Here is a 20,514-nt window from a genome sequence, read left to right as displayed (position 1 = left end):
CGCCATGACCACAACCTTCGCAGCATCCGACTTGACCGCCGAACTCCACCAACGCGATTTCGAACAGCTCGTCATCTGCCGAGATCCCGAGGTGGGACTGGAATCGGTTATCGCCGTACATGATACGACGCTTGGGCCATCGCTGGGCGGTGTGCGGATGCGTCGCTATCCGTCTCGGGCGGCCGCGGTGGCGGATGCGATGGATCTCGCCCAGGCGATGACCTACAAGGCCGCGCTCGCCGGAGTGCCGCTCGGCGGCGGCAAGAGTGTGATCAACGCCGATTCGCGCGTGGCCAACCGTGACGAGGTCTTGATCGCTCACGCCAAATATGTTGCGGCATTGAATGGTCGCTATATCCCGGCACTCGACATGGGCACGTCGGTGCGCGATCTGGAGCTGATCGGACGTCACGTCCCGGTGGTGTGCGCGCAGCGCGGCGACCCGTCCTACTTCACCGCGCGTGGCGTGGTGCGCAGCATCGAGGTCGCGCTGGAGGCCTGTGGTCGATCCGTCGCGGGCAGTCGCGTGGCGATCCAGGGGCTGGGGAATGTCGGTCTGCACGTCGCCCGGATGCTGTGTGCTGCCGAAGTGGAGGTGCTCGCCGCCGACATCGATCCGGTACGGGTGCACGACGCGGTCGACGAACTCGGGGTCACCGCCACGGATTTGGCCGACATTCTGTTTGCCGACGCCGATGTGCTGGCACCATGCGCCGCCGGCGGGGTCATCGACGAGCATGCGGTCCCCCGGTTGCGGGCTTCGGCACTCGTCGGTGCCGCCAACAACATGCTCACGACCCCGGCGCTCGCCCGCGATCTGCGCGAGCGTGGCATCGTGCACGTCCCCGACTTCGTCGCCAACGCCGGTGGGCTCATCGCGGTAGAAGCCGAACTCCGCGACGACGAGAGCGGCCTCGCCGACCGCGTCGATGCCATCGCGGACACGGCCCGCGACATGGTGAACCGTTCGGAGCGAAACGGTGTCGACGTGGTGAGCGCTGCGCTGTCGATGGCCACCGAGATCATCGAGGGCAATCGCAAGTATCGGCCGTGGTTCCGCGCGTAGTGTCACAGCGGTGACCGAACCGCTGCTGGTGGATGTGCGTGACGGTGCCGCACTGGTGACTCTCGATCGGCCGCAGGCGCGCAACGCGCTCAGCCCGGATCTGGCCGATGGCCTGAGCGCGGCACTGCGCCGACTCGACGCGGACGACGCCGTTCGGGCGATCGTGCTCACCGGTGCCGACCCGGCATTCTGCGCGGGACTCGACCTCAAGAGCCTGGCCGCCGACGGACCCGCCTACCTCGAGGCCATCCGCGAGTCGAACTGCATCCGGCTGGTTGGTGAGCTCGCCACACCCGTGGTGGGTGCGGTAAATGGTGCGGCATTCACCGGGGGTTTCGAGCTCGCGCTCGGCTGCGACTTCCTGGTCGCCAGTGATCGAGCGATCTTCGCCGACACCCATGCCCGCGTCGGGGTGCTGCCCGGTGGCGGGATGACCGTTCGGCTGCCGGACCGTGTCGGGCCAGGCTGGGCGCGGCGGATGTCGTTCACCGGGGAAGTGGTGGATGCGGCCCTGGCATTGCGCATCGGCCTGGTGACCGAGGTCGTCGCACACGAGGATCTGCTGGGTCGCGCATGGGACCTCGCACGGCGGATCGCTGATGCCGACGGTGAGATGATGCGGTCGGTCAAGCGGATCTACGACGCGGGCTGGGATGCGACAACCGGGGCGGCCCTCGATGTGGAAGGGGAGTTGGCAGCGGCGGCGGCGCCGGAGTGGTCGGCGCTGGAAGCGAATCGACAACAGGTCATGGCACGCAACCGGGCGCAGTTGTGAGTGTTGGGGCGGCCGCCTATCGCTCTCCGCAAGCGCCTACTCCTCGCGCCCGTGGACGTGTCCTGCGTCACCGATGAAGCTCAAGTTGAGTGAAATAGACTCAAGTTTGTTGGCGTTACACCTCTCGTATGGCTCATACTTGAGCCTGTTGGACTAAAGAGAGAAAGGTACACGCCCGTGGACAGCTTCAACCCGACCACCAAGACGCAGCAGGCCCTGAGCGCTGCTGTGCAGGCGGCGGCCTCTGCTGGTAATTCCGACGTGCGCCCGGCCCACATCCTGGTGGCCCTGCTCGATCAGTCCGACGGCATCGCCGCGCCGCTGCTCAAGGCGGTCGGGGTGGACCCGTCGACGGTTCGTTCGCAGGCTCAGGCACTGGTGAACCGAGCGCCGACGGTGTCCAGCGCGAGCGCGCAGCCGCAGCTCTCCCGCGAGTCGATCGCGGCAATCAGTGCAGCTCAGCAGCTCGCCGGTGAGCTCGACGACGAGTACGTGTCGACCGAGCACATCCTGGTCGGGCTGGCCACCGGAGACTCGGAGGTCGCCAAGCTGCTGGCCAACGCCGGCGCGACCCCGCAGACCCTGCGGGATGCGTTCGTCTCGGTGCGCGGTAGTGCCCGCGTGACCAGCGAGGACCCGGAGTCGACATATCAGGCGTTGGAGAAGTACTCCACCGACCTGACCGCGGCCGCCCGTGAGGGCAAACTCGACCCGGTCATCGGACGTGACACCGAGATCCGCCGCGTGGTGCAGGTACTGAGCCGCCGCACCAAGAACAATCCGGTGCTCATCGGTGAACCCGGCGTCGGCAAGACGGCCATCGTCGAGGGGCTGGCGCAGCGCATCATCGCCGGCGACGTCCCTGAATCGCTCCGCAACAAGACGGTCATTTCCCTGGACATGGGTTCGATGGTGGCCGGTGCCAAGTACCGCGGTGAGTTCGAGGAACGCCTCAAGGCGGTGCTCGACGAGATCAAGGGATCGGCCGGTCAGGTCATCACCTTCATCGACGAGCTGCACACCATCGTCGGCGCCGGTGCGACCGGCGACTCCGCGATGGACGCCGGAAACATGATCAAGCCGATGCTCGCCCGCGGCGAGCTGCGGTTGGTCGGCGCGACGACGTTGGAAGAGTATCGCCAGCACATCGAGAAGGACGCCGCGCTCGAACGCCGCTTCCAGCAGGTCTACGTCGGCGAGCCGTCGGTGGAGGACACCATCGGCATCCTGCGCGGACTCAAGGATCGTTACGAGGTGCACCACGGTGTGCGCATCACCGACTCCGCGCTGGTGTCGGCGGCGACGCTGTCCGATCGCTACATCACCTCGCGCTTCCTGCCGGACAAGGCCATCGACCTGGTCGACGAGGCCGCGTCGCGCCTGCGGATGGAGATCGATTCGCGTCCGGTCGAGATCGACGAGGTCGAGCGCATCGTGCGCCGGCTCGAGGTCGAGGAGGTCGCCCTGCAGAAGGAGACCGACGAGGCCTCGAAGGAGCGCCTGGAGAAGCTGCGCGGCGAACTCGCCGACCAGAAGGAGAAGCTCAACGAACTCTCGGCTCGCTGGCAGTCGGAGAAGACCGCCATCGATGCTGTGCGCGACGTCAAGGAGGAGCTGGAACGGCTTCGCGGAGAAGCAGATCGCGCCGAACGCGAAAGCGATCTCGGCCGTGCCGCCGAACTGCGCTACGGCCGGATCCCGGGCCTCGAGAAGGAACTGGCGGCGGCGCTGGAGAAGACCGGCACCGACCCCGGCCAGGACGTGATGCTGCAGGAGGAGGTCGGACCCGACGATGTGGCGCAGGTCGTGTCGTCGTGGACCGGAATCCCCGCCGGCCGCATGCTGGAAGGTGAGACCGCCAAACTGCTGCGCATGGAAGATGAACTCGGACAACGGGTCATCGGCCAGAAGGATGCCGTGCAGGCGGTCTCCGACGCGGTGCGGCGCGCCCGTGCCGGGGTGGCCGATCCGAACCGTCCGCTGGGCTCGTTCATGTTCCTCGGTCCCACCGGTGTCGGTAAGACCGAGCTGGCGAAGGCCCTGGCCGAGTTCCTGTTCGACGACGAACGCGCCATGGTCCGCATCGACATGAGCGAGTACGGAGAAAAGCACAGCGTCGCAAGGCTCGTCGGTGCCCCTCCCGGCTACGTCGGGTATGAGGCCGGCGGTCAGCTGACCGAGGCGGTGCGGCGTCGGCCGTACACGGTGGTGCTGTTCGACGAGATCGAGAAGGCCCACCCGGACGTGTTCGATGTGCTGCTGCAGGTGCTCGACGAGGGTCGCCTCACCGACGGTCAGGGTCGCACGGTGGACTTCCGCAACACCATCCTCATCCTCACGTCCAACCTGGGCGCGGGTGGCGACAAGGACCAGGTGATGATGGCCGTGCGCAGTCGGTTCAAGCCGGAGTTCATCAACCGTCTCGACGATGTGATCGTCTTCGACGCGCTGAGCCCGGAGGAGCTGGTGTCCATCGTCGACATCCAGCTCGCCCAGCTGGGTAAGCGCCTGGCGCAGCGTCGCCTGGAGCTGTCGGTCACCCCGAAGGCCAAGGAGTGGCTGGCCGAGCGTGGCTTCGATCCGCTCTACGGTGCCCGTCCGCTACGGCGGCTGGTGCAGCAGGCGATCGGCGATCAGCTGGCAAAGGCGTTGCTGGCCGGTGACATTCACGACGGCGACGTGGTGCCGGTGAATGTGGGTGCCGACGGCGAGTCGTTGGTGCTCGGCTGAACTGACTGAAATCGGCTCTCTGCGGTCGGTCCGAGGGGATATCCCCTCGGAGCCGATCGAGGGGGCCGATTTCAGTCATGGGCGAATTCGTGCGTTACGGGTTTCGATACGCGCCGGGCTCGCAAGCTCGCTCGGCGCTACTCAATCCGCGGGGCAGGGTCGAGCCGCTGCGAATCTCGCGGGGTGGGGTCGGGCCGCTGCGAAACTCGGGGGAGCCGCCCCCAGTCGGTGGTCGAGTAGCCGCGAGCGCCCGCGAGTGACGTATCGAGACCGGCCTCAGCTACCGATCTCGGCCGCGGCCCGATACAACCACGAGACGACCAGCGCGCCCGGATCGACCACGCCGCGGGCATTCTCGCCCACATAGCTGGCCCGTCCCTTGGCGGCGGTGGTGTCGCGGGTGGATTCGGCACCGTCCTCGGCTGCCTGCGCGACCTCATCGAGCGCCGCGCCCCCGGCCAACGCGTCGGCTGCCGGGGCCAACGCGTCGACCATGGTGTTGTCGCCGACCTCCGCGCCACCGAGGTCCTTGATCTCGGCGAGCGCTGCGCCCGTGCCGTCGCGCAGGGCCACCGCGAAGTCATCGGATTCCGCGAACGCGCCTGCGAGCTGACGGAACAGCACCCCGAACACCGCACCCGAGGTACCACCGGCGCGCACCAGGAACGAGGTGCTGATCGCCGTCAACACCTCGGCATCCGTCCCGCGAAGCGGCGCCTCGAAATGGCCGAGGGCCGCCTGCATGTTGGTGCCGAAGTCACCGTCGCCGGCCTGCTGGTCCAGCGCGGTCAGGTCGTCGATCGAATCGAGCACCCGAGAAACGAAGCGTGTCAACCACACCGACTCGTCGCCGTCGGATGCGGCGTCGTCGGGTTCGGCGAACTCGACGACGCTCACCTCCGCCGGACCGCGGCCGGTCCGGGCGGGCCACGCCGGCGCCTCGGTGTCGGCGTCGAACAGGTCCAGGATCTCGTCGTCGTGACGGACGAGGGTGATCGAGAAGCCGGTCATGTCCAGTGCGGTGACATAGGTGCCGACCATCGAGCGATAGACCGTGACGCCGCGCTGCGACAGATCGGCGACCACCTCCCCGAACACCAGCGACAGCTCGAGCGGATGAGCTGAGCCCAGGCCGTTCACCAGGCAGATCACCCGCTCGCCGTTATAGAGCCCCAGTGATTCCACGATGCGATCGAGCATGCGGTGAACCAACTCCCGTGCCCCGACCTGCTGGGTCCGCGCCTCGCCGGCCTCACCGTGGATGCCGACACCGAACTCCATCTGGCCCGGTTCGAGGTCGAAGGTCGCCGACTGCGCTCCGGGGATGGTGCACGCGCGGTAGGCAACCGCGAAGCTGCGGGCGTTGTCGGCGGTCCGGCGACCGAGTTCGGCGACTGTTGCGAGATCGTCCCCGCGGGCGGCCGCTGCGCCACAGATCTTTTCGACGACGATGGTCGCCCCGGTCCCGCGGCGACCGGGACCGGACTCGGACTCGGTCGCGGCGTCGTCGTCGACGAGGACGTGATCGGTGGCGACTTCCTCGCGGAGCAGGTGACGGGCGATCCGGAAGTTCATCACGTCGCCGGTGTAGTTCTTCACCACGTGCAACACGCCCTGCCCGCGGTCGGCCCATCGGGTGGCGCCGACGATCTGCAGTGCGTTCGGTGATGTGAACACCAGGCCTGGGCAGGCGGCGTCGAGCAGGCCCGCGCCGATCAGCCCGGCGTGCATCGGTTCGTGGCCCGACCCGCCGCCGGAGATCACCGCGACACCGGAGCCCGGAGCCTCGCGACGGTGCAGGAAACCGGGGTCGGGCCGCCAGGCGATGCGCGGGTTGGCGGCGAGAAAGCCGCGCAGTGCGTCGGTGATGAAGGTGTCGGGGGAGTTGAGGACGTACTGGTGTGCGGTCACGACTCCACCCTAGGCAGCGTGACCCGGCTCCAAGTGGGTGCGAAGTCTGCGCATGCCGTCGCGGATGCGGGATTTGACGGCCGGCAACCCGATGCCCAGCCGGTCGGCGACCTCGCGATAGGTCAGACCCTGAAAGTAGGCCAGCTCCACAGATTCTCGCTGCAGGTTGGTCAGCGAGTCCATGCCGTCTCGGACTTCCCGGCGTCGGGCGCGGATCTCCACGGCATCGGATACCTCGTCGACCTCGGGGCGTAGCGAGGCCAGCCCGTATTCGGTGGTGCGCCGATGCGATGCCGTCTCCGACCGCACGCGGTCCACCGCGCGGCGATGCGCCATGGTGATCAGCCACGACAACGCCGACCCCGCGGCGGGATCGAACGCCGATGCCGACCGCCACACCTCCAGATAGACCTCCTGAGTGGTCTCCTCGCTGTATCCGGGGTCGCGCAGCACACGCTGGACCATTCCGAAGACCCGCTCGCACGTGCTGTCGTAGAGGGAGGCGAACGCGGCATGGTCGCCGCCACCGACACGTCGGAGTAGGTCGGCGAGGTCGATATCCGAATCGGTCACGGTGCGCGTCGCGGTGGCGGGCGAAATGTCGAGAACCGTCATGGATGAACCTGTCGCGTCATGAGTGCTGCAGTCGATACGAAAACGCTATCGGCGACCCGGGTGCGCACTCGCGCTCGGCAGACCATCTGCGATCCATTCGCAACTCGGATAACGGAAAGGTAACGGCGTTCATCAGTTGGCCAGCCGTCGATCGAGGTTGATGGCCGCACTGATCAGCGACAGGTGAGTGAACGCCTGCGGGAGGTTGCCCAGCTGTTCGCCGGTCAACCCGACCTGCTCGGCGTAGAGGCCCAGATGATTGGCGTGGGTGAACATCTTCTCCATCGCCAGCCGGGCGTCGGCGAGACGGCCCGAGCGTGTCAACGCCTCGACGTACCAAAACGAGCACAGCGAGAAAGTGCCCTCGCCGCCGTCGAGGCCGTCGTGGCCGTCGGTGGTGTCGTAGCGGAACACCAGCGAGTCGCTGACGAGTTCGTCTTCGATGGCCCGAAGCGTGCTCTGGAAACGGTCGTCGGTGGGCGCCAACAGTTTCACGGCCGGAATCAGGAGCAGCGAGGCGTCCAGGCGGTCGGCGTCGAGGGTCTGCACGAAGGCGCCCAGCTTCTCGTTCCAGCCGCGTTCCATGATCTGGGTGAAGATCTCGTCGCGGGCCGTCATCCAGCCGGCGATGTCGCCGGGCAGGCCGCGCTGGCGACTCATCCGGATCATCCGCTCCAGCCCTACCCAGCACATCAGCCGCGAGTACACATGATGGCGCGGTTCGGTGCGGACCTCCCAGATGCTCTGATCCGGTGCGTCCCAGTTGTCGACCAGCCAGGCCGCTACGTCGCAGAGCTGAGTCCACGACTGATACGAGATGCCCGGTCCGTACTTGTTGAACAGATACACCGAGTCGATGAGCTCGCCATAGATGTCGAGTTGGCGTTGCTGGGCGGCGGCGTTGCCGATCACCACCGGCGACGACCCGCGATAGCCCTCCCAGTCCAACCGTGTCTCCTCCGGCGGGGGATCGCCGTCGAGGGTGTACATCAGGCGTAGCGGACCCGTCAGGTCGTCCTCGCCGTCGGCGAAGCGGCACGTCAGCCACTGCATGAACGCGGCGGCCTCGTCGGTGAACCCGAGTCGCAGCAAGGCGTACAGGGTGAACGCGGTGTCGCGGATCCAGACATAGCGGTAGTCCCAGTTGCGTTCCCCACCGATGCTCTCGGGCAATCCCGCGGTGACCGCGGACACCACCGCGCCGCTCGGTTCGTGGGTGAGCAACTTCAAGGTCAGGGCCGAGCGATGCACCATCTCGCGCCACCGCCCGGTGTAGGTCGACTGCGAGATCCAGTTTTGCCAGAAGGTAACCGTCTCGGCAACGACCTCGGGGCGACGGTCATGCGTGAAGCAGTCATCGGCGATGGATTCCGGGGCCGCGACGGTGGTCATCGATTCGCCGGTGCGGAGACTGAACACGCCTTCGAGGTCGCGGTCGTCGATGGCGTGCCACTCGGCGTCGGAGGCGATGTGCAGGCGTGTTTCGGCGGTCTCGAACGTCGCGCGGCCGTTACCGCCGACCTCGACGGTGTGCGGGGCGCGCCCGTAGTCGAATCGCGGCGCGATGCGCATTCGGAATCTCACCTTGCCGCGGACACACACCACTCGCCGCACGATGCGGGTGCGGTGCTCGGGATCGTGTGGTCGCGCGATCGGCATGAGGTCCTGGACCTCGGCCACACCGTCGTCGCTCATGAAGCGGGTCACCAGGACGTTGGAGTCAGGCAGATAGAACTGCCGGGTCGTCACATCCCCATCGATCTGCTCTATCGTCCACGCGCCGCCATGCTCGGCGTCGAGCAGCGAACCGAACACGCTCGGGGAGTCGAAACGCGGGCAACAGAACCAGTCGATGCGTCCGTCGACCCCGATCACCGCGGCGGTGCGTAGATCGCCGATGACGCCATGGTCGGCGATCGGGAGATACGCGGGCGTGGGGGAGGACGTGGTGGTGGCGCCGTCGCAGCGGGTGGACATATCCGCACCGTAGGCAGGCTCGCGCGCCCGCGGCCGCCGTCGACCGCATACGGTCACAGAGTCGTGATCCGATGCCACGATTCGATATCGATGGGTCGTCGGGCCGCGGGCGCTTGACCCTGACACCGTGTGAGGCAGGAGTGTGATCGTGTCATGTTCACCATCGGAGATTTCGCCACCATGGGTCGGGTGTCGGTGCGGATGCTGCGGCACTACGACTCGATCGGGCTCCTGCAACCGGCACGCGTCGACGAGTACACGGGCTACCGGTACTACGAGGCCGATCAGCTGCGTCGACTCAACCGGCTCGTCGCGCTGAAGGATCTCGGGTTCACCTTGTCCGAGGTGACCCGGATCATCGACGCCGACGTCGACACCGCCGAGCTGCGCGGCATGCTGACTCTGCGGCAATCGCAGGTGGCCGCCCAAATCGAGGCCGACACCGACCGGCTCCGGCGCATCGAGGCGAGACTTCGGATGATCGAAAGGGAAGGCACCATGAGCACCACCTCTGTCACTGTGAAATCCGTCGAGGCACTCCGGATCGCGTCGGTCAGCGGAGTCGCCGAGAGCACCGACTCCGCCGATGTCGCGCCCGTCATCCAACCTCTGTTCGGTCAATTGTTCGCCGCACTCGGGCCGGCCGGTGTGGAACCCGCGGGTCCGATCGTCGCGACCTATGCACCCACGGCAGACGGCAAGTTGTCCGTCAGCGCGGCATGCACCGTCGCCGACGGGGTGACCGTCGACGGTCTCGTGATCTCCACCCTGCCGGCGCAGGAGCAGGTTGCTTCGTATGTGCACCACGGCGAGATGGCCAACATCGGTGAGGGATATCAGATCCTGGCCACCTGGATCGACGACAACGGCTACATCACCGACGGCACCGCACGTGAGGTGTACCTGCTCAGTCATCCCGAGCCCGAGGAGAAGTGGCAGACCGAACTGCAGATGCCGATCACCGCGTCGGCCTGAGGCGTCGGGGCCGGGCCCGCTGGTATCCCGCGCCGGACACTAGTGCGGAAAGCGCGGCAAGTTGTCCTCCACCCAGTCGCGAAGTGCGTCAAGCGGCACCGAGGCGTCGGCGCCCAGGTCGGTCAGTGCGTACTCCACGTGTAGCGGCACCGCCGGATACACGGTGCGCGTCAGGATGCCGTGCTCTTCGAGTCGGCGCAGCGTGGCGGTGAGCACCTTCGGGCTGATGCCGTCGAGTCGCGTGCGGAGCTCACCGAAACGCATCGGGCCCGACCGCAGGGCACCGATGATGAGGGCGCTCCATTTGTCGGCGAGGAGGTCGAGCATCCCTCGGCAGGGGCATGTGGCCGAGTAGGCGTCACCGCGGTGATGGGCTGTGCTCATTTATCCTCCTGACGTGCATAGGTTCCCGAAGGATACCAATATCCCTTGCGGGTAACCAGGGTCCTCTGGATACCGTCAGCGCCATGCCGACAACCACATCTGCCATCGCCGCCACCGCACCCGGTGCGATCGACGCCGACACGTCGTTCGTCACGCTCGACGTCGTCGTGGACGACCCCGGCCCACATGATCTGCTCGTGGAGGTTCGGGCCGTCTCGGTCAACCCGGTCGACGTCAAGGTCCGCGCCTCGTTCGATCCCGCCGACGGACCGAAGGTTCTCGGCTTCGACGCGGCCGGTGTCGTGATCGGGGTCGGATCGGCAGTCACCCGCTTCGCTGTGGGTGACGAGGTCTACTACGCGGGTGTCATCAACCGTCCGGGTAGCAACGCCGCTGTCCAGCTGGTTGACGAGCGCATCGTGGGGCACAAGCCGGCATCACTGAACTTCGGTGATGCGGCGGCCTTGCCGCTCACGTCGCTGACCGCGTGGGAGGTGCTGTTCGACAAGTTGCGGCTCGAGGAGTCCTCCGCTGGAGCACTTCTGGTGGTCGCCGGGGCAGGTGGCGTGGGTTCGATGGTCACGCAGTTGGCGCGGAAGCTGACGGGAGTGACCGCGATCGCAACCGCGTCGCGGCCCGGCTCGGCCGACTGGGTACGGGATCTGGGGGCACACCACGTGGTGGCTCCGCGAGAGATGCGCGATCAGGTTGGCGCCTTGGCGCCGGAGGGGGTCGACTACGTGTTCTCGCCGCACTCCCGCGGCAACGTGGAGACCTACGCCGAGATCATGGGCGTGCACGGTCAGGTGGTGGCCATCGACGAACCGGAGGGACTCGACACGTTGCCGCTGAAGAGCAAGAGCCAGAGCTGGCACTGGGAGCTCATGTTCAGCAAACCGCTTTATCTTCCGTCCGACGACAGTCAGCATCGAATACTCGATGAGGTGGCGCGGCTTGTCGACGACGGCACGATCCGCAGCACGGCGAATCAGGTCTTCGAGGGGTTCACCGTCGAGAATCTCCGCGAGGCGCACCGCATCTCCGAGAGTGGCGGAGCCATCGGGAAAACCGTTGTCGTCCGTTGACCATCGGACGTGTCGGAGGACGGCGGTAGGGTGCGGTTGATCGCCGAACCCGAGGAGTGCCATGTCGTTCGTGACCACCGGAGCCGATGGCGTGACACGCTGCGGCTGGGCCGCTGTCGAGCCGGAGACGACGTATCACGACGAGGAATGGGGATTCCCGCTCGAGGGTGACGATGCGTTTTTTGAGCGGGTCGCCCTCGAGGGGTTCCAGTCCGGCTTGAGTTGGCGCACCATCCTCACCAAGCGGGAGAACTTCCGGGCCGCGTTCGCCGAATTCTCCATCGAGAAGGTCGCTCGATTCACCGAGTCTGATGTAGACCGGCTCCTCGGCGATGCAGGCATCATTCGCCACCGCGGCAAGATCGAGGCCACCATCAACAACGCTCGCCGCGCGGAGGAGCTCATCGAGAACGAGGGCTCACTACCGGGTTTTTTCTGGCGCTTTGAGGCGGAGGCGGCGGCGGAGCCACAGTCGCAGACCACGTCGGTGGAGTCGGTGGCGCTGTCCAAGGACCTCAAGAAGCGCGGCTGGAAGTTCGTCGGGCCCACCACGATGTTCGCGTTGTTGCAGGCCAGCGGGATCGTCAACGACCACGCGGTGCAGTGTGTGACGCGCGAGCGGGTCGCGGCCGCGCGGGCAGCGGCACGTCCCGCGGGTCCAATCGGCTGACGCGGGTCGTCTGGGGTCGCGCGGGCCGTCGACGACCTGCGGGAACGGAATCGACCTGCGGGAACGGTGTCGTCCCGCGTGGACCGAGAGAACCCGCGTCATCGCCATCGAAATGGGCGACTGACCAGCGTCGATCGCGTAACACAAATGTCATCTCGCACAGATTGTTGACAATCCGACAACGTGTCATCATTCCAGCATGAAACCGGTAGAGGTAACGGGTGTCCCCCAGCATCAGGTGGGCATTGGGATGGTGTGCCCGTTCGATATGGCGCTCGACCGGGAGCTGTGGCGGTGGATGCCTGACTCGGCGTCGATCTACTTCACGCGCACGGGCTTCATCGACGCCCCGGTGGATGTCGACCTGTGCCGCGACCTCAACAACCACGCAGACATCACCACCGCTGTCCGCAGCATCACTGCGGTCGGCCCGCGCGTGGTCGGATACGCCTGTGCATCAGGAAGTTTCGTCTACGGAATGACCGGGGCCAAGGAGCTGTCGCACTGCATGGTGGCCGCCGGAGCGAAGGCCGCGGTGACCACCTCGGAGGCGCTGGTGCGGGCGCTTGACGCCATGGACCTCGGTCGCATCGCAGTGGCAACCCCGTACACATCAGCGCTGACCGGCCTGCTGTGTGACTTCATCGGCGAGGCCGGCCGAACGGTGGTGTCACAGGCAGGATTGGGCCGTGACCATGAGATCTGGACGATTCCGTATGCGGTGACCTGCGACCTGATCCGGCAGGCCGACCATCCCGACGCCGATGCCATCTTCGTGTCCTGCACCAATCTCTGGACCTACGAGATCCTCGGCCTGATGGAGGCCGAACTCGGCAAGCCGGTGCTGTCGGCCAATCAGGTCACCGCGTGGGCCACCCTGTCCGAAGCGGGCTTGGTGGCCGAGTCGTTGTCCGCCGACGATGGGCAGTCGTTGTTCGCGCGCGTAGCCTGACATCCATGTCCGATGCACCGTTCGGCGAGGCCGCCGACGCCAAGTACGTCCTGCTGACCACGTTCCGCAAGGACGGCACGCCGAAACCCACGCCCATCTGGGCGGCGATGGATGGCGATCGCATGGTGATGTGGACGGAGGCCGAGTCGTGGAAGGTCAAGCGCATCCGTCGGGACGGCCGGGTCGTGGTGCAGGCCTGTGATGCCCGCGGCAAGACGACCCACGGTGTCGCGATCAACGGCACAGCCGAGATCCTCGACCCGGCAGCCACCGAACACGTCCGCGACCTCATCAGGCGTAAGTACGGCCTACTGGGCAAGGTGTTGGTTACGGCGTCGACGTGGCGACGCGGCAAGGCGGGCACCGTGGGCATCGCGATCACGCCTTCGGTGACCTGACGTCGGGAGCAATGATCGAGTGACTTCCGTATCTTTTGGTGTGTTGGCGGGCAACGTATTTCGGCCCTATTGAGGTATCCCCGTCGGTAATCGATGTGCGCCATCAGGATTCGTTCGGCTACACTGGGCTGCGGTGTGCCGGGAAGCCTGGTCGGCCACGAGGTGATGTCGCCGTCGCGACGCCCACGTGCAAACTGTCGACGACGAAAGGCGAAGGACGCACCACATGTGGGTACATCATTGCTTGGTGAGCGCACGGGATCATGATCGTGTGGCGAACGATGTGTCGCCATGACGGGGCGGGAATCGGCGGAAACCGTTGATGCGCAGCATCATCAGACTCCGATGGGACGCCTCGCCGAGGTGCTGCGGCGCGACACCGTCGGCGGATTCCTGCTTCTGGGTGCGGCGCTCCTGGCGCTCGTATGGGCGAATTCGCCCTGGAGCGACGGGTACGAGATCCTCGGAGACACCCAGGTCGGTGCCGACGTCTTCGGTCTGCATCTCGACCTGAGCCTCAGTGCGTGGGCTGCCGACGGCTTGCTCGCGATCTTCTTCTTCGTCGTCGGGCTCGAACTCAAGCGGGAATTCGTGGCCGGCGATCTCCGTGACCCGCGGCGCGCAGCCCTGCCCGTCGCCGCGGCAGTGGGCGGCATGATGGTCCCCGCAGCACTGTTCATCGCCGTGACCTACCGTCAGGGTGCCGACGCGATGCAGGGCTGGGCGATACCGGCGGCCACCGACATCGCCTTCGCCATCGCGATTCTCGCAGTGGTCGCAACACATCTGCCGGTCGCGCTGCGGACGTTTCTACTCACGCTCGCCGTCGTCGATGACCTGCTTGCCATCACCATCATCGCGGTGTTCTACAGCGACAGCATCGACCTGACCTTCCTGGGTCTGGCAGTGATTCCGTTGGTGCTGTTCGCGATTCTCGTGCAGCGGCGCATCACATCCTGGTGGCTCCTGGTGCCGCTGGCCGGGCTCACCTGGACCTTCGTGCACGAGTCGGGAGTGCACGCGACGGTTGCCGGGGTGCTTCTCGGGTTCACCGTGCCGGTGTTGCGTGCCGGCACAACCGGTGATCGCGACGACGGCCCGGGGCTGGCCGAACGTTTCGAGCACACGATCCGACCGCTCTCCTCGGGCGTGGCCGTTCCGGTGTTCGCGTTCTTCGCTGCGGGGGTGGCCTTTGGCGGGGTCGGCGGTCTCGTCTCGGCACTGCAAGAGCCGGTGGCGATGGGGATCGTCGCAGGACTGGTGATCGGCAAGGTGGTGGGGATCTTCGGGACCACCTGGCTGGTGGCGTCGGTGACCCCGGCATCGCTGGATTCCAGTCTCAAGTGGGTCGATGTGATCGGGGCGGCCATGCTGGCCGGCATCGGATTCACCGTGTCGTTGTTGATCGGTGAACTCGCCTTCGCCGGCGATCCCGACCGGCAGGAGTACGTCAAAGTGGGCGTGCTGTTCGGTTCGGTGGTGTCGGCGACGCTGGCAACAGTGCTCCTACGGTCTCGGAACCGACACTATCGCCGACAGTACGAACACGAGGTGCGTGATCGGTCCGTACTGCCTGTCGAGTAGCGGGCAGCGTGGGGTCGTTGTCGAGTTCGGTTGTAGAGGTTTCGGTACGCGGCGGGCTCGCGGGCTCGCTCGCCGCTACTCAACCAGCGGGGGATGCCCTACCGGCACTGCACGGGATGCGGGAACGGTGCCGCCGAACAGCGTCCCCAAGCCGTCGACGGACAGCTGGAGGCCGGCCAAACGTGTTGCTTGCCAAGTGGTCACCTGGTTTGCCGTGAGTACGGGTTTACCGATCTCGCGTTCGAGATCGGTGATCCACCCGATGGTGTGCAGTGCGGTGTCGGGTACCAACACCGCCTCGGTGTCGGTCGAGTCGGCCGCGCGGACCATCTCGAACAGGTTGTCGCCGTCCAGGATTCCCGCTTCGGTCGCGGTGTGGACGTCGTGGGCGGACGAGGACACCACCGAGATGCCTGCGCCGGCGAGGAAGGTCGTGAAACCGTCGGCGACCGGAGCGGGATACGTGGCGGCAACCGATACCGATGTCACACCGAGCTCGCGGCAGGCAGCCGCGAACGCCAGGGACGTCGACGACATCGGCAGACCCGCCTGCTCGGCCACCCGGGCGACCTGTTCATGTGCGCCCTCCCAGCCGTATAGGAAGCTGCCGGACGTGCAGGCCCAGATCAGGGCGTCCGGCTCATGGCGCACGGCGCGCTGGGCTCCCTCTCGCAGCGGGGTATCGGTTCCCACGGCGCGCATGGCCTCCACCGTGTGATCGTCGGATTCGATCTCGGTGATGACCACCGGCAGCCGGATCGCGCCGTCGAGGGCGGTTTCGGCGAGCGGGTAGTCGTCCTCGGCGGCATGACCTGGATAGAGCAATGCGACGGTTGGCGTTCTGGTTGTCACTCACAGACCTCCCGGGTAGATTGTCAACAATCTACCAAGAACTACACGATCTGCTGAAGGAACCGATGGACACAACCGCACGCTGGTGCACCGCCACCGAGCTCGGGGCGGGGTACCGGTCGGGGGCACTCTCCCCGGTCGCCGTGACCGAAGAACTACTCGCGACCATCGACGACGAGAACCCTGTCATCAACGCATTCTGCCTGGTCGACTCCGACGCGGCGATGCGCGACGCCCGCGAGTCCGCCCGACGACACGCGGAAGGCATTCCCGTGGGTCCGCTCGATGGCGTGCCGGTGAGCATCAAGGATCTCTTCCTGACAGCGGGCTGGCCCACCCTGCGGGGATCCGAACTGATTCAACCCGAGGACGACGCCTGGACCGTCGATGCTCCGGTGGTGGCACGCTTGCGTGAGGCGGGCGCGGTGCTGCTGGGCAAGGTCACCACGCCGGAGTTCGGCTGGAAGGGCGTCACCGACAGCCCGCGGTGCGGTGTCACCCGCAACCCGTGGAACTCCGACCGCACCTCTGGTGGCTCGAGTGGCGGCAGTGCGGCGGCGGTGGCGGCCGGTCTCGGTCCGCTGTCGGTCGGCACCGATGGCGGCGGATCGATCCGCATTCCCGCATCCTTCTGCGGGATCGTCGGTTTCAAACCGACCTTTGGTCGTGTCCCGCTGTATCCGGCGAGTCCCTTCGGGACTCTGGCACATGCCGGCCCGATGACGCGCACGGTCGCCGACTGCGCGACGATGCTCGACGTGCTGAGTGGATTCGATCCGCGCGATTGGTGGGCGATGCCGACACCGACCACGAGTTCGGCCGAGAAGCTCGCGCTCGCACCGGATCATCTGGACGGAGTCCGGATCGCCTACAGCCCCGATCTGGGTTTCGGAACCAACTCCCCAGTGGTGCAACGCAACACCGAGGTAGCCGTCGATGCATTGCGTGGGCTGGGTGCCTCGGTGACCGAGATCGACCTGAGCTGGTCGGACCCGGCATGGGCGTATCACATCCTGTGGTTCAGTGGCGCCGACGTGGTGGTGCGCGCGCTGGGCCCGGGCGCGCACGAGAAGATCGACCACGGTTTGGCTGCGGCATTGGCCCGTCACGCCGGTTTCTCGGCAACCGACTACCTCGATGCCACCGCCGTGCGGATGGCGCTCGGCGTCGAGATGGGTAACCTGCATCTCGACTACGACGTGCTCATCACACCCAGCACGCCGCGGGTAGCGTTCGAGGCCGGCGTCGACGTGCCGGCTGGATCTGACTCGCCGGACTGGACGTCGTGGACGCCCTATTCCTATCCGTTCAACCTGACCGGTCAACCGGCGATCACAGTGCCGAGCGGATTCGACGATGACGCGATTGCGCCGTTGCCGACCGGCCTGCAGATCGTCGGTGCCCGCCACGCCGACGACACGGTACTGCGGGTGGCGGCGGCATACGAGCGTATCGCGCCGTTCCGGACCCGGGAGGGCGCACGATGAGCGACCGCTACATCACGGTCACACTCGAACAGCGCGGTGTCACCGCGGTGGCGCGCTTGCTCGACGACGAGGCGCCGCGTACCGCGGCGGCCGTGTGGGATGCGCTTCCGTTGGGTGACCAGGTATATCACGGCAAGTTCGCCCGCAACGAGATCTACACCCTGCTACCGTCCTTCGCGCCGGTCGAGCCGGGTCCGGAGAACACCACCGTGACCCCGATCCCCGGCGACCTGTGCTACTTCACCTTCGACGGCGTGCTCGACAACCCTGCTTACGGGTATGAACCCGGCGGTGCGCCGGGCGCGCATCGCCTGCTGATCGATCTCGCGGTCTTCTACGGACGCAACAATCTGCTGATCAACGGGGACGTGGGCTGGGTGCCGGGCAACGTGTTCGGGACCATCACCGAGGGGCTCGACGCGTTCGCCGCGGCGTGCAACGACATCTGGATGGGCGGCGCGCGCGGCGAAACACTCTCGTATCGGCGTGCATGAGAGTAAACAACAAGGGGTAATGCAGATGAGTGGAACGCGGCAACGAGGATCCGGACGCAAACGGGTCCTGACCCCGCTCGTGCAGGAGTCGACGCCGGCGATCATCGCGCGCAAACTGCACGATGCCATCGCCAACGGCGACTTCGCGCCCGGGTCGCAATTGACCGAATCGGGGCTGGCTGCCGACCTTGGGGTGAGCCGTGGACCGTTGCGGGAAGCGATGCAACGACTCACCGCCGAAGGGTTGCTCGTCAGCCATCGGAATCGCGGCCTTTTCGTTGTGTCGATGGACAATTCGGACATACGGGACATGTACGTGGCGAGAACTGCAGTCGAACGTGCCGCGGTGGAACAGGTGATCTATCGTGGGGATCACGACGCCATCGACGACTTGAATGATGTAGTGGCACAGATGCGAGAGTTCATCGATGACCCGAACGGGGTCGAGATGGCCGACGCAGACATGCGTTTTCACCAGACGCTGGTGGATCACGCCGCCAGCCAGCGACTTTCGCGGTTGCACGAAACGATCCTGGTGGAGACGCGAATGTGTCTGCGGGCGATGCGGGGAACCTACGCATCGGGAAAGGAACGGATAGAGGAACATCAGGCATTGGTCGACGCCATCGCGGCGAAAAACGCGCCGGCGGCCGACGCGCTGATGATCGAGCACATGAACGACGGACTGCACCGACTGGTCGGAGATGACATTCCCGATCTGGCCGGCGTGGTGTCGGCGGGGTGATCGCAGCAGGTCTCTGATCGGTCCCATCTCGTCATCGTTGCTTCTCGATCGCACCACGCGTCGTTCACCTCCGTGAACCCCACACACGACAACTGGCCGAACCAGATCGAGGAAGGCTCAGATGACGAATCCCACGCCGTCCGCGGCGAACGCGCACCCCAGACCGGACCCGGAATCACCCGAGGGAAAGTCGATCCTGCGCAAAGCAATCAGCGCATCGGCCATCGGCAACGCCACCGAGTGGTATGACTACGGTGTCTACGCCGCGACCGCGACGTATCTGACCGACGCCTTCTTCCCCGGCGATCTCGGCACCCTGGGCACGATGCTCGGGTTCGCCATCTCATTCGTGCTCCGCCCCCTCGGCGGCTTCGTCTGGGGGCCCATCGGGGACCGCATCGGCCGACGGTCGGTGCTTGCCCTGACCATCGTGCTGATCTCCGGTGCGACCGCGTTGATCGGCGTCCTTCCCACCCACGCCGTGGCCGGCGTGTGGGCTCCGGTACTGCTGATCCTGCTGCGTGTGGTGCAAGGATTCTCCACCGGTGGCGAGTACGGCGGCGCGGCAACCTTCATGGCCGAGTACGCACCCGACAAGAAGCGCGGACGCTACGGCAGTTTCCTCGAATTCGGCACTCTCGCCGGATTCGTCCTCGGATCCGCGGTGGTGTTGTTGCTCGACCTGCTGCTGTCCGACGACGCGATGGCGACCTGGGGTTGGCGCCTGCCGTTCTTCCTCGCCCTCCCACTCGGCCTCGTCGGGCTCTACCTCCGTACCCAGGTCGACGAGTCGCCGGTGTTCGAGGAACTCGAGGACGAACACAAACTCGAGGCGTCACCCGGTCGTGAGTTGATCGACCTCGTCAAGACGTACTGGCAGCCCGTCGTGGTCATGTTCGGCATGGTGATCGCGCTGAACGTGGCCAACTACACGCTCTTGGCGTATCAGCCGACCTATCTAGAGAACACCATCGGGATGAGTACGGACACCAGTACGGCGGTCATCCTCATCGGTGAGTTGGTGATGATGGCGGTGATCCCGTTCTTCGGCGCCTGGTCTGACCGGACCGGACGAAAACCGATGTGGTGGGCGTCGCTCATCGGCCTGTTCGTCCTCGCATTGCCGCTGTACTGGCTGATGGGCCAGGGCTTTGGCTGGGCCATCATCGGCTTCGTGATCCTGGGGCTGCTCTACATCCCGCAGCTGTCCACGATCTCGGCGACCTTCCCGGCGATGTTCCCGACGCAGGTGCGGTATGCGGGCTTCGCGATCTCCTACAACGTGGCGACCGCCGCGTTCGGTGGTACTGCGCCGCTGGTGAACGACGCGGTGGTGGAGGGGACCGGATGGAATCTGTTCCCCGCGTTGTACATGATGATCGCGTGCGCCATCGGTATGGTCGCTCTGGTCTTCCTCAAGGAGACCGCGGGAGTGTCGATCCGGGGCTCGGAGATCCCGTCCAAGGAACGCGATCTCGCGATGGCCGCACGGGCGGCCTGACGGGGTCGGCCGGGCGGGTGTGCGTTGGGGGGATCTCGATACGCACGCTCGCCTGGCGGCTCGCGGGCTACTCGATCAGCAGAGGTAGTGCGCGCTGGCCTGGCGGCTAGGGGGTCGGTGTGTGTTGGGGGGATCTCGATACGCACGCTCGCCTGGCGGCTCGCGGGCTACTCGATCAGCAGTGGTAACGCGCGCTCGCCTGGCGGCTAGGGGGTCGGTGTGTGTTGGGGGGATCTCGATACGCGCGCTCGCCTGGCGGCTCGCGGGCTACTCGATCAGCAGAGGTAGCGCGCGCTGGCCCGGCGGCTAGGGG

The 20,514-nt window shown here is 66.2% G+C and carries 18 protein-coding genes; 13 read left to right on the top strand and 5 right to left on the bottom strand.

Annotation, left to right across the window (positions count from 1 at the left end; translation table 11 throughout):
• The first annotated feature begins 4 nt into the window (after positions 1-4).
• The 3 genes from OSB52_RS21795 to clpB all read left to right on the top strand — a co-directional run bounded on the left by OSB52_RS21795 (position 5) and on the right by clpB (position 4,571).
• Positions 5-1,066, top strand: a complete 1,062-nt coding sequence (locus OSB52_RS21795) for a Glu/Leu/Phe/Val family dehydrogenase (protein ID WP_266063491.1) — start codon at positions 5-7, stop codon at positions 1,064-1,066.
• Positions 1,067-1,076: 10 nt separating this feature from the next.
• On the top strand, positions 1,077-1,841 hold the full coding sequence (locus OSB52_RS21790) for an enoyl-CoA hydratase (RefSeq protein ID WP_266063490.1): 765 nt from the start codon (positions 1,077-1,079) through the stop codon (positions 1,839-1,841).
• Positions 1,842-2,018: 177 nt separating this feature from the next.
• Positions 2,019-4,571: an ATP-dependent chaperone ClpB gene (gene clpB / locus OSB52_RS21785; protein ID WP_266063489.1), complete on the top strand. Its 2,553-nt coding sequence runs from the start codon at positions 2,019-2,021 to the stop codon at positions 4,569-4,571.
• A 276-nt stretch (positions 4,572-4,847) separates the two neighbouring features.
• On the opposite strand, the gene OSB52_RS21780 is transcribed toward clpB, so the two are convergent.
• From OSB52_RS21780 to OSB52_RS21770, 3 genes are all read right to left on the bottom strand, one after another.
• On the bottom strand, positions 4,848-6,482 hold the full coding sequence (locus OSB52_RS21780; RefSeq protein ID WP_266063488.1) for a dihydroxyacetone kinase family protein: 1,635 nt from the start codon (positions 6,480-6,482) through the stop codon (positions 4,848-4,850).
• Between the two features lie 9 nt (positions 6,483-6,491).
• On the bottom strand, positions 6,492-7,097 hold the full coding sequence (sigK, locus tag OSB52_RS21775; protein WP_266063487.1) for an ECF RNA polymerase sigma factor SigK: 606 nt from the start codon (positions 7,095-7,097) through the stop codon (positions 6,492-6,494).
• A 132-nt stretch (positions 7,098-7,229) separates the two neighbouring features.
• Positions 7,230-9,074: a glycoside hydrolase family 15 protein gene (locus OSB52_RS21770; protein WP_266063486.1), complete on the bottom strand. Its 1,845-nt coding sequence runs from the start codon at positions 9,072-9,074 to the stop codon at positions 7,230-7,232.
• A 153-nt stretch (positions 9,075-9,227) separates the two neighbouring features.
• On the opposite strand from OSB52_RS21770, the gene OSB52_RS21765 reads away from it, so the two are divergent.
• Positions 9,228-10,049: a MerR family transcriptional regulator gene (locus OSB52_RS21765; RefSeq protein WP_266063485.1), complete on the top strand. Its 822-nt coding sequence runs from the start codon at positions 9,228-9,230 to the stop codon at positions 10,047-10,049.
• Positions 10,050-10,088: 39 nt separating this feature from the next.
• Here OSB52_RS21765 and OSB52_RS21760 read toward each other — a convergent pair whose 3' ends face one another.
• Positions 10,089-10,433: a winged helix-turn-helix transcriptional regulator gene (locus OSB52_RS21760; protein ID WP_266063484.1), complete on the bottom strand. Its 345-nt coding sequence runs from the start codon at positions 10,431-10,433 to the stop codon at positions 10,089-10,091.
• 83 nt (positions 10,434-10,516) lie between these two features.
• Between OSB52_RS21760 and OSB52_RS21755 the strand changes: the two genes are divergently transcribed.
• The 5 genes from OSB52_RS21755 (at position 10,517) to nhaA (ending at position 15,122) form a co-directional block, all read left to right on the top strand.
• Positions 10,517-11,518 carry a zinc-binding alcohol dehydrogenase family protein gene (locus OSB52_RS21755; RefSeq protein WP_266063483.1) on the top strand — a complete coding sequence of 334 codons (1,002 nt, stop codon included), beginning with the start codon at positions 10,517-10,519 and terminating at the stop codon, positions 11,516-11,518.
• Between the two features lie 61 nt (positions 11,519-11,579).
• A complete protein-coding gene (locus OSB52_RS21750) occupies positions 11,580-12,188 on the top strand; it encodes a DNA-3-methyladenine glycosylase I (protein WP_266063482.1) in 609 nt (202 codons plus the stop codon).
• 199 nt (positions 12,189-12,387) lie between these two features.
• Positions 12,388-13,140 carry a maleate cis-trans isomerase family protein gene (locus OSB52_RS21745; RefSeq protein ID WP_235724416.1) on the top strand — a complete coding sequence of 251 codons (753 nt, stop codon included), beginning with the start codon at positions 12,388-12,390 and terminating at the stop codon, positions 13,138-13,140.
• Positions 13,141-13,145: 5 nt separating this feature from the next.
• Positions 13,146-13,538, top strand: a complete 393-nt coding sequence (locus OSB52_RS21740; RefSeq protein ID WP_266063481.1) for a PPOX class F420-dependent oxidoreductase — start codon at positions 13,146-13,148, stop codon at positions 13,536-13,538.
• Between the two features lie 291 nt (positions 13,539-13,829).
• Positions 13,830-15,122 (top strand): Na+/H+ antiporter NhaA, encoded by a 1,293-nt coding sequence (gene nhaA, locus OSB52_RS21735; RefSeq protein ID WP_266063480.1) that lies wholly within the window; start codon positions 13,830-13,832, stop codon positions 15,120-15,122.
• A gap of 75 nt (positions 15,123-15,197) precedes the next feature.
• On the opposite strand, the gene OSB52_RS21730 is transcribed toward nhaA, so the two are convergent.
• Positions 15,198-15,974, bottom strand: a complete 777-nt coding sequence (locus tag OSB52_RS21730; protein WP_266063479.1) for a maleate cis-trans isomerase family protein — start codon at positions 15,972-15,974, stop codon at positions 15,198-15,200.
• 65 nt (positions 15,975-16,039) lie between these two features.
• On the opposite strand from OSB52_RS21730, the gene OSB52_RS21725 reads away from it, so the two are divergent.
• The 4 genes from OSB52_RS21725 (at position 16,040) to OSB52_RS21710 (ending at position 20,201) form a co-directional block, all read left to right on the top strand.
• The gene (locus OSB52_RS21725; protein ID WP_266063478.1) at positions 16,040-17,461 is read left to right on the top strand and encodes an amidase; all 1,422 of its coding nucleotides are present in this window, start codon (positions 16,040-16,042) and stop codon (positions 17,459-17,461) included.
• Positions 17,458-17,955 (top strand): DUF3830 family protein, encoded by a 498-nt coding sequence (locus tag OSB52_RS21720; RefSeq protein WP_266063477.1) that lies wholly within the window; start codon positions 17,458-17,460, stop codon positions 17,953-17,955. The genes OSB52_RS21725 and OSB52_RS21720 overlap by 4 nt, the downstream gene beginning before the upstream one ends.
• Positions 17,956-17,980: 25 nt before the next feature.
• Positions 17,981-18,700: a GntR family transcriptional regulator gene (locus OSB52_RS21715; protein ID WP_235724422.1), complete on the top strand. Its 720-nt coding sequence runs from the start codon at positions 17,981-17,983 to the stop codon at positions 18,698-18,700.
• 121 nt (positions 18,701-18,821) lie between these two features.
• Positions 18,822-20,201: an MFS transporter gene (locus OSB52_RS21710; RefSeq protein WP_266063476.1), complete on the top strand. Its 1,380-nt coding sequence runs from the start codon at positions 18,822-18,824 to the stop codon at positions 20,199-20,201.
• Positions 20,202-20,514 lie beyond the last annotated feature (313 nt).

This window comes from Gordonia aquimaris (assembly GCF_026262595.1).
In the GTDB taxonomy this organism is placed as follows: domain Bacteria; phylum Actinomycetota; class Actinomycetes; order Mycobacteriales; family Mycobacteriaceae; genus Gordonia; species Gordonia tangerina.
The sequence above is the reverse complement of the archived record's forward strand: the minus strand, read 5'-3'. Positions and strand labels throughout refer to the sequence as shown.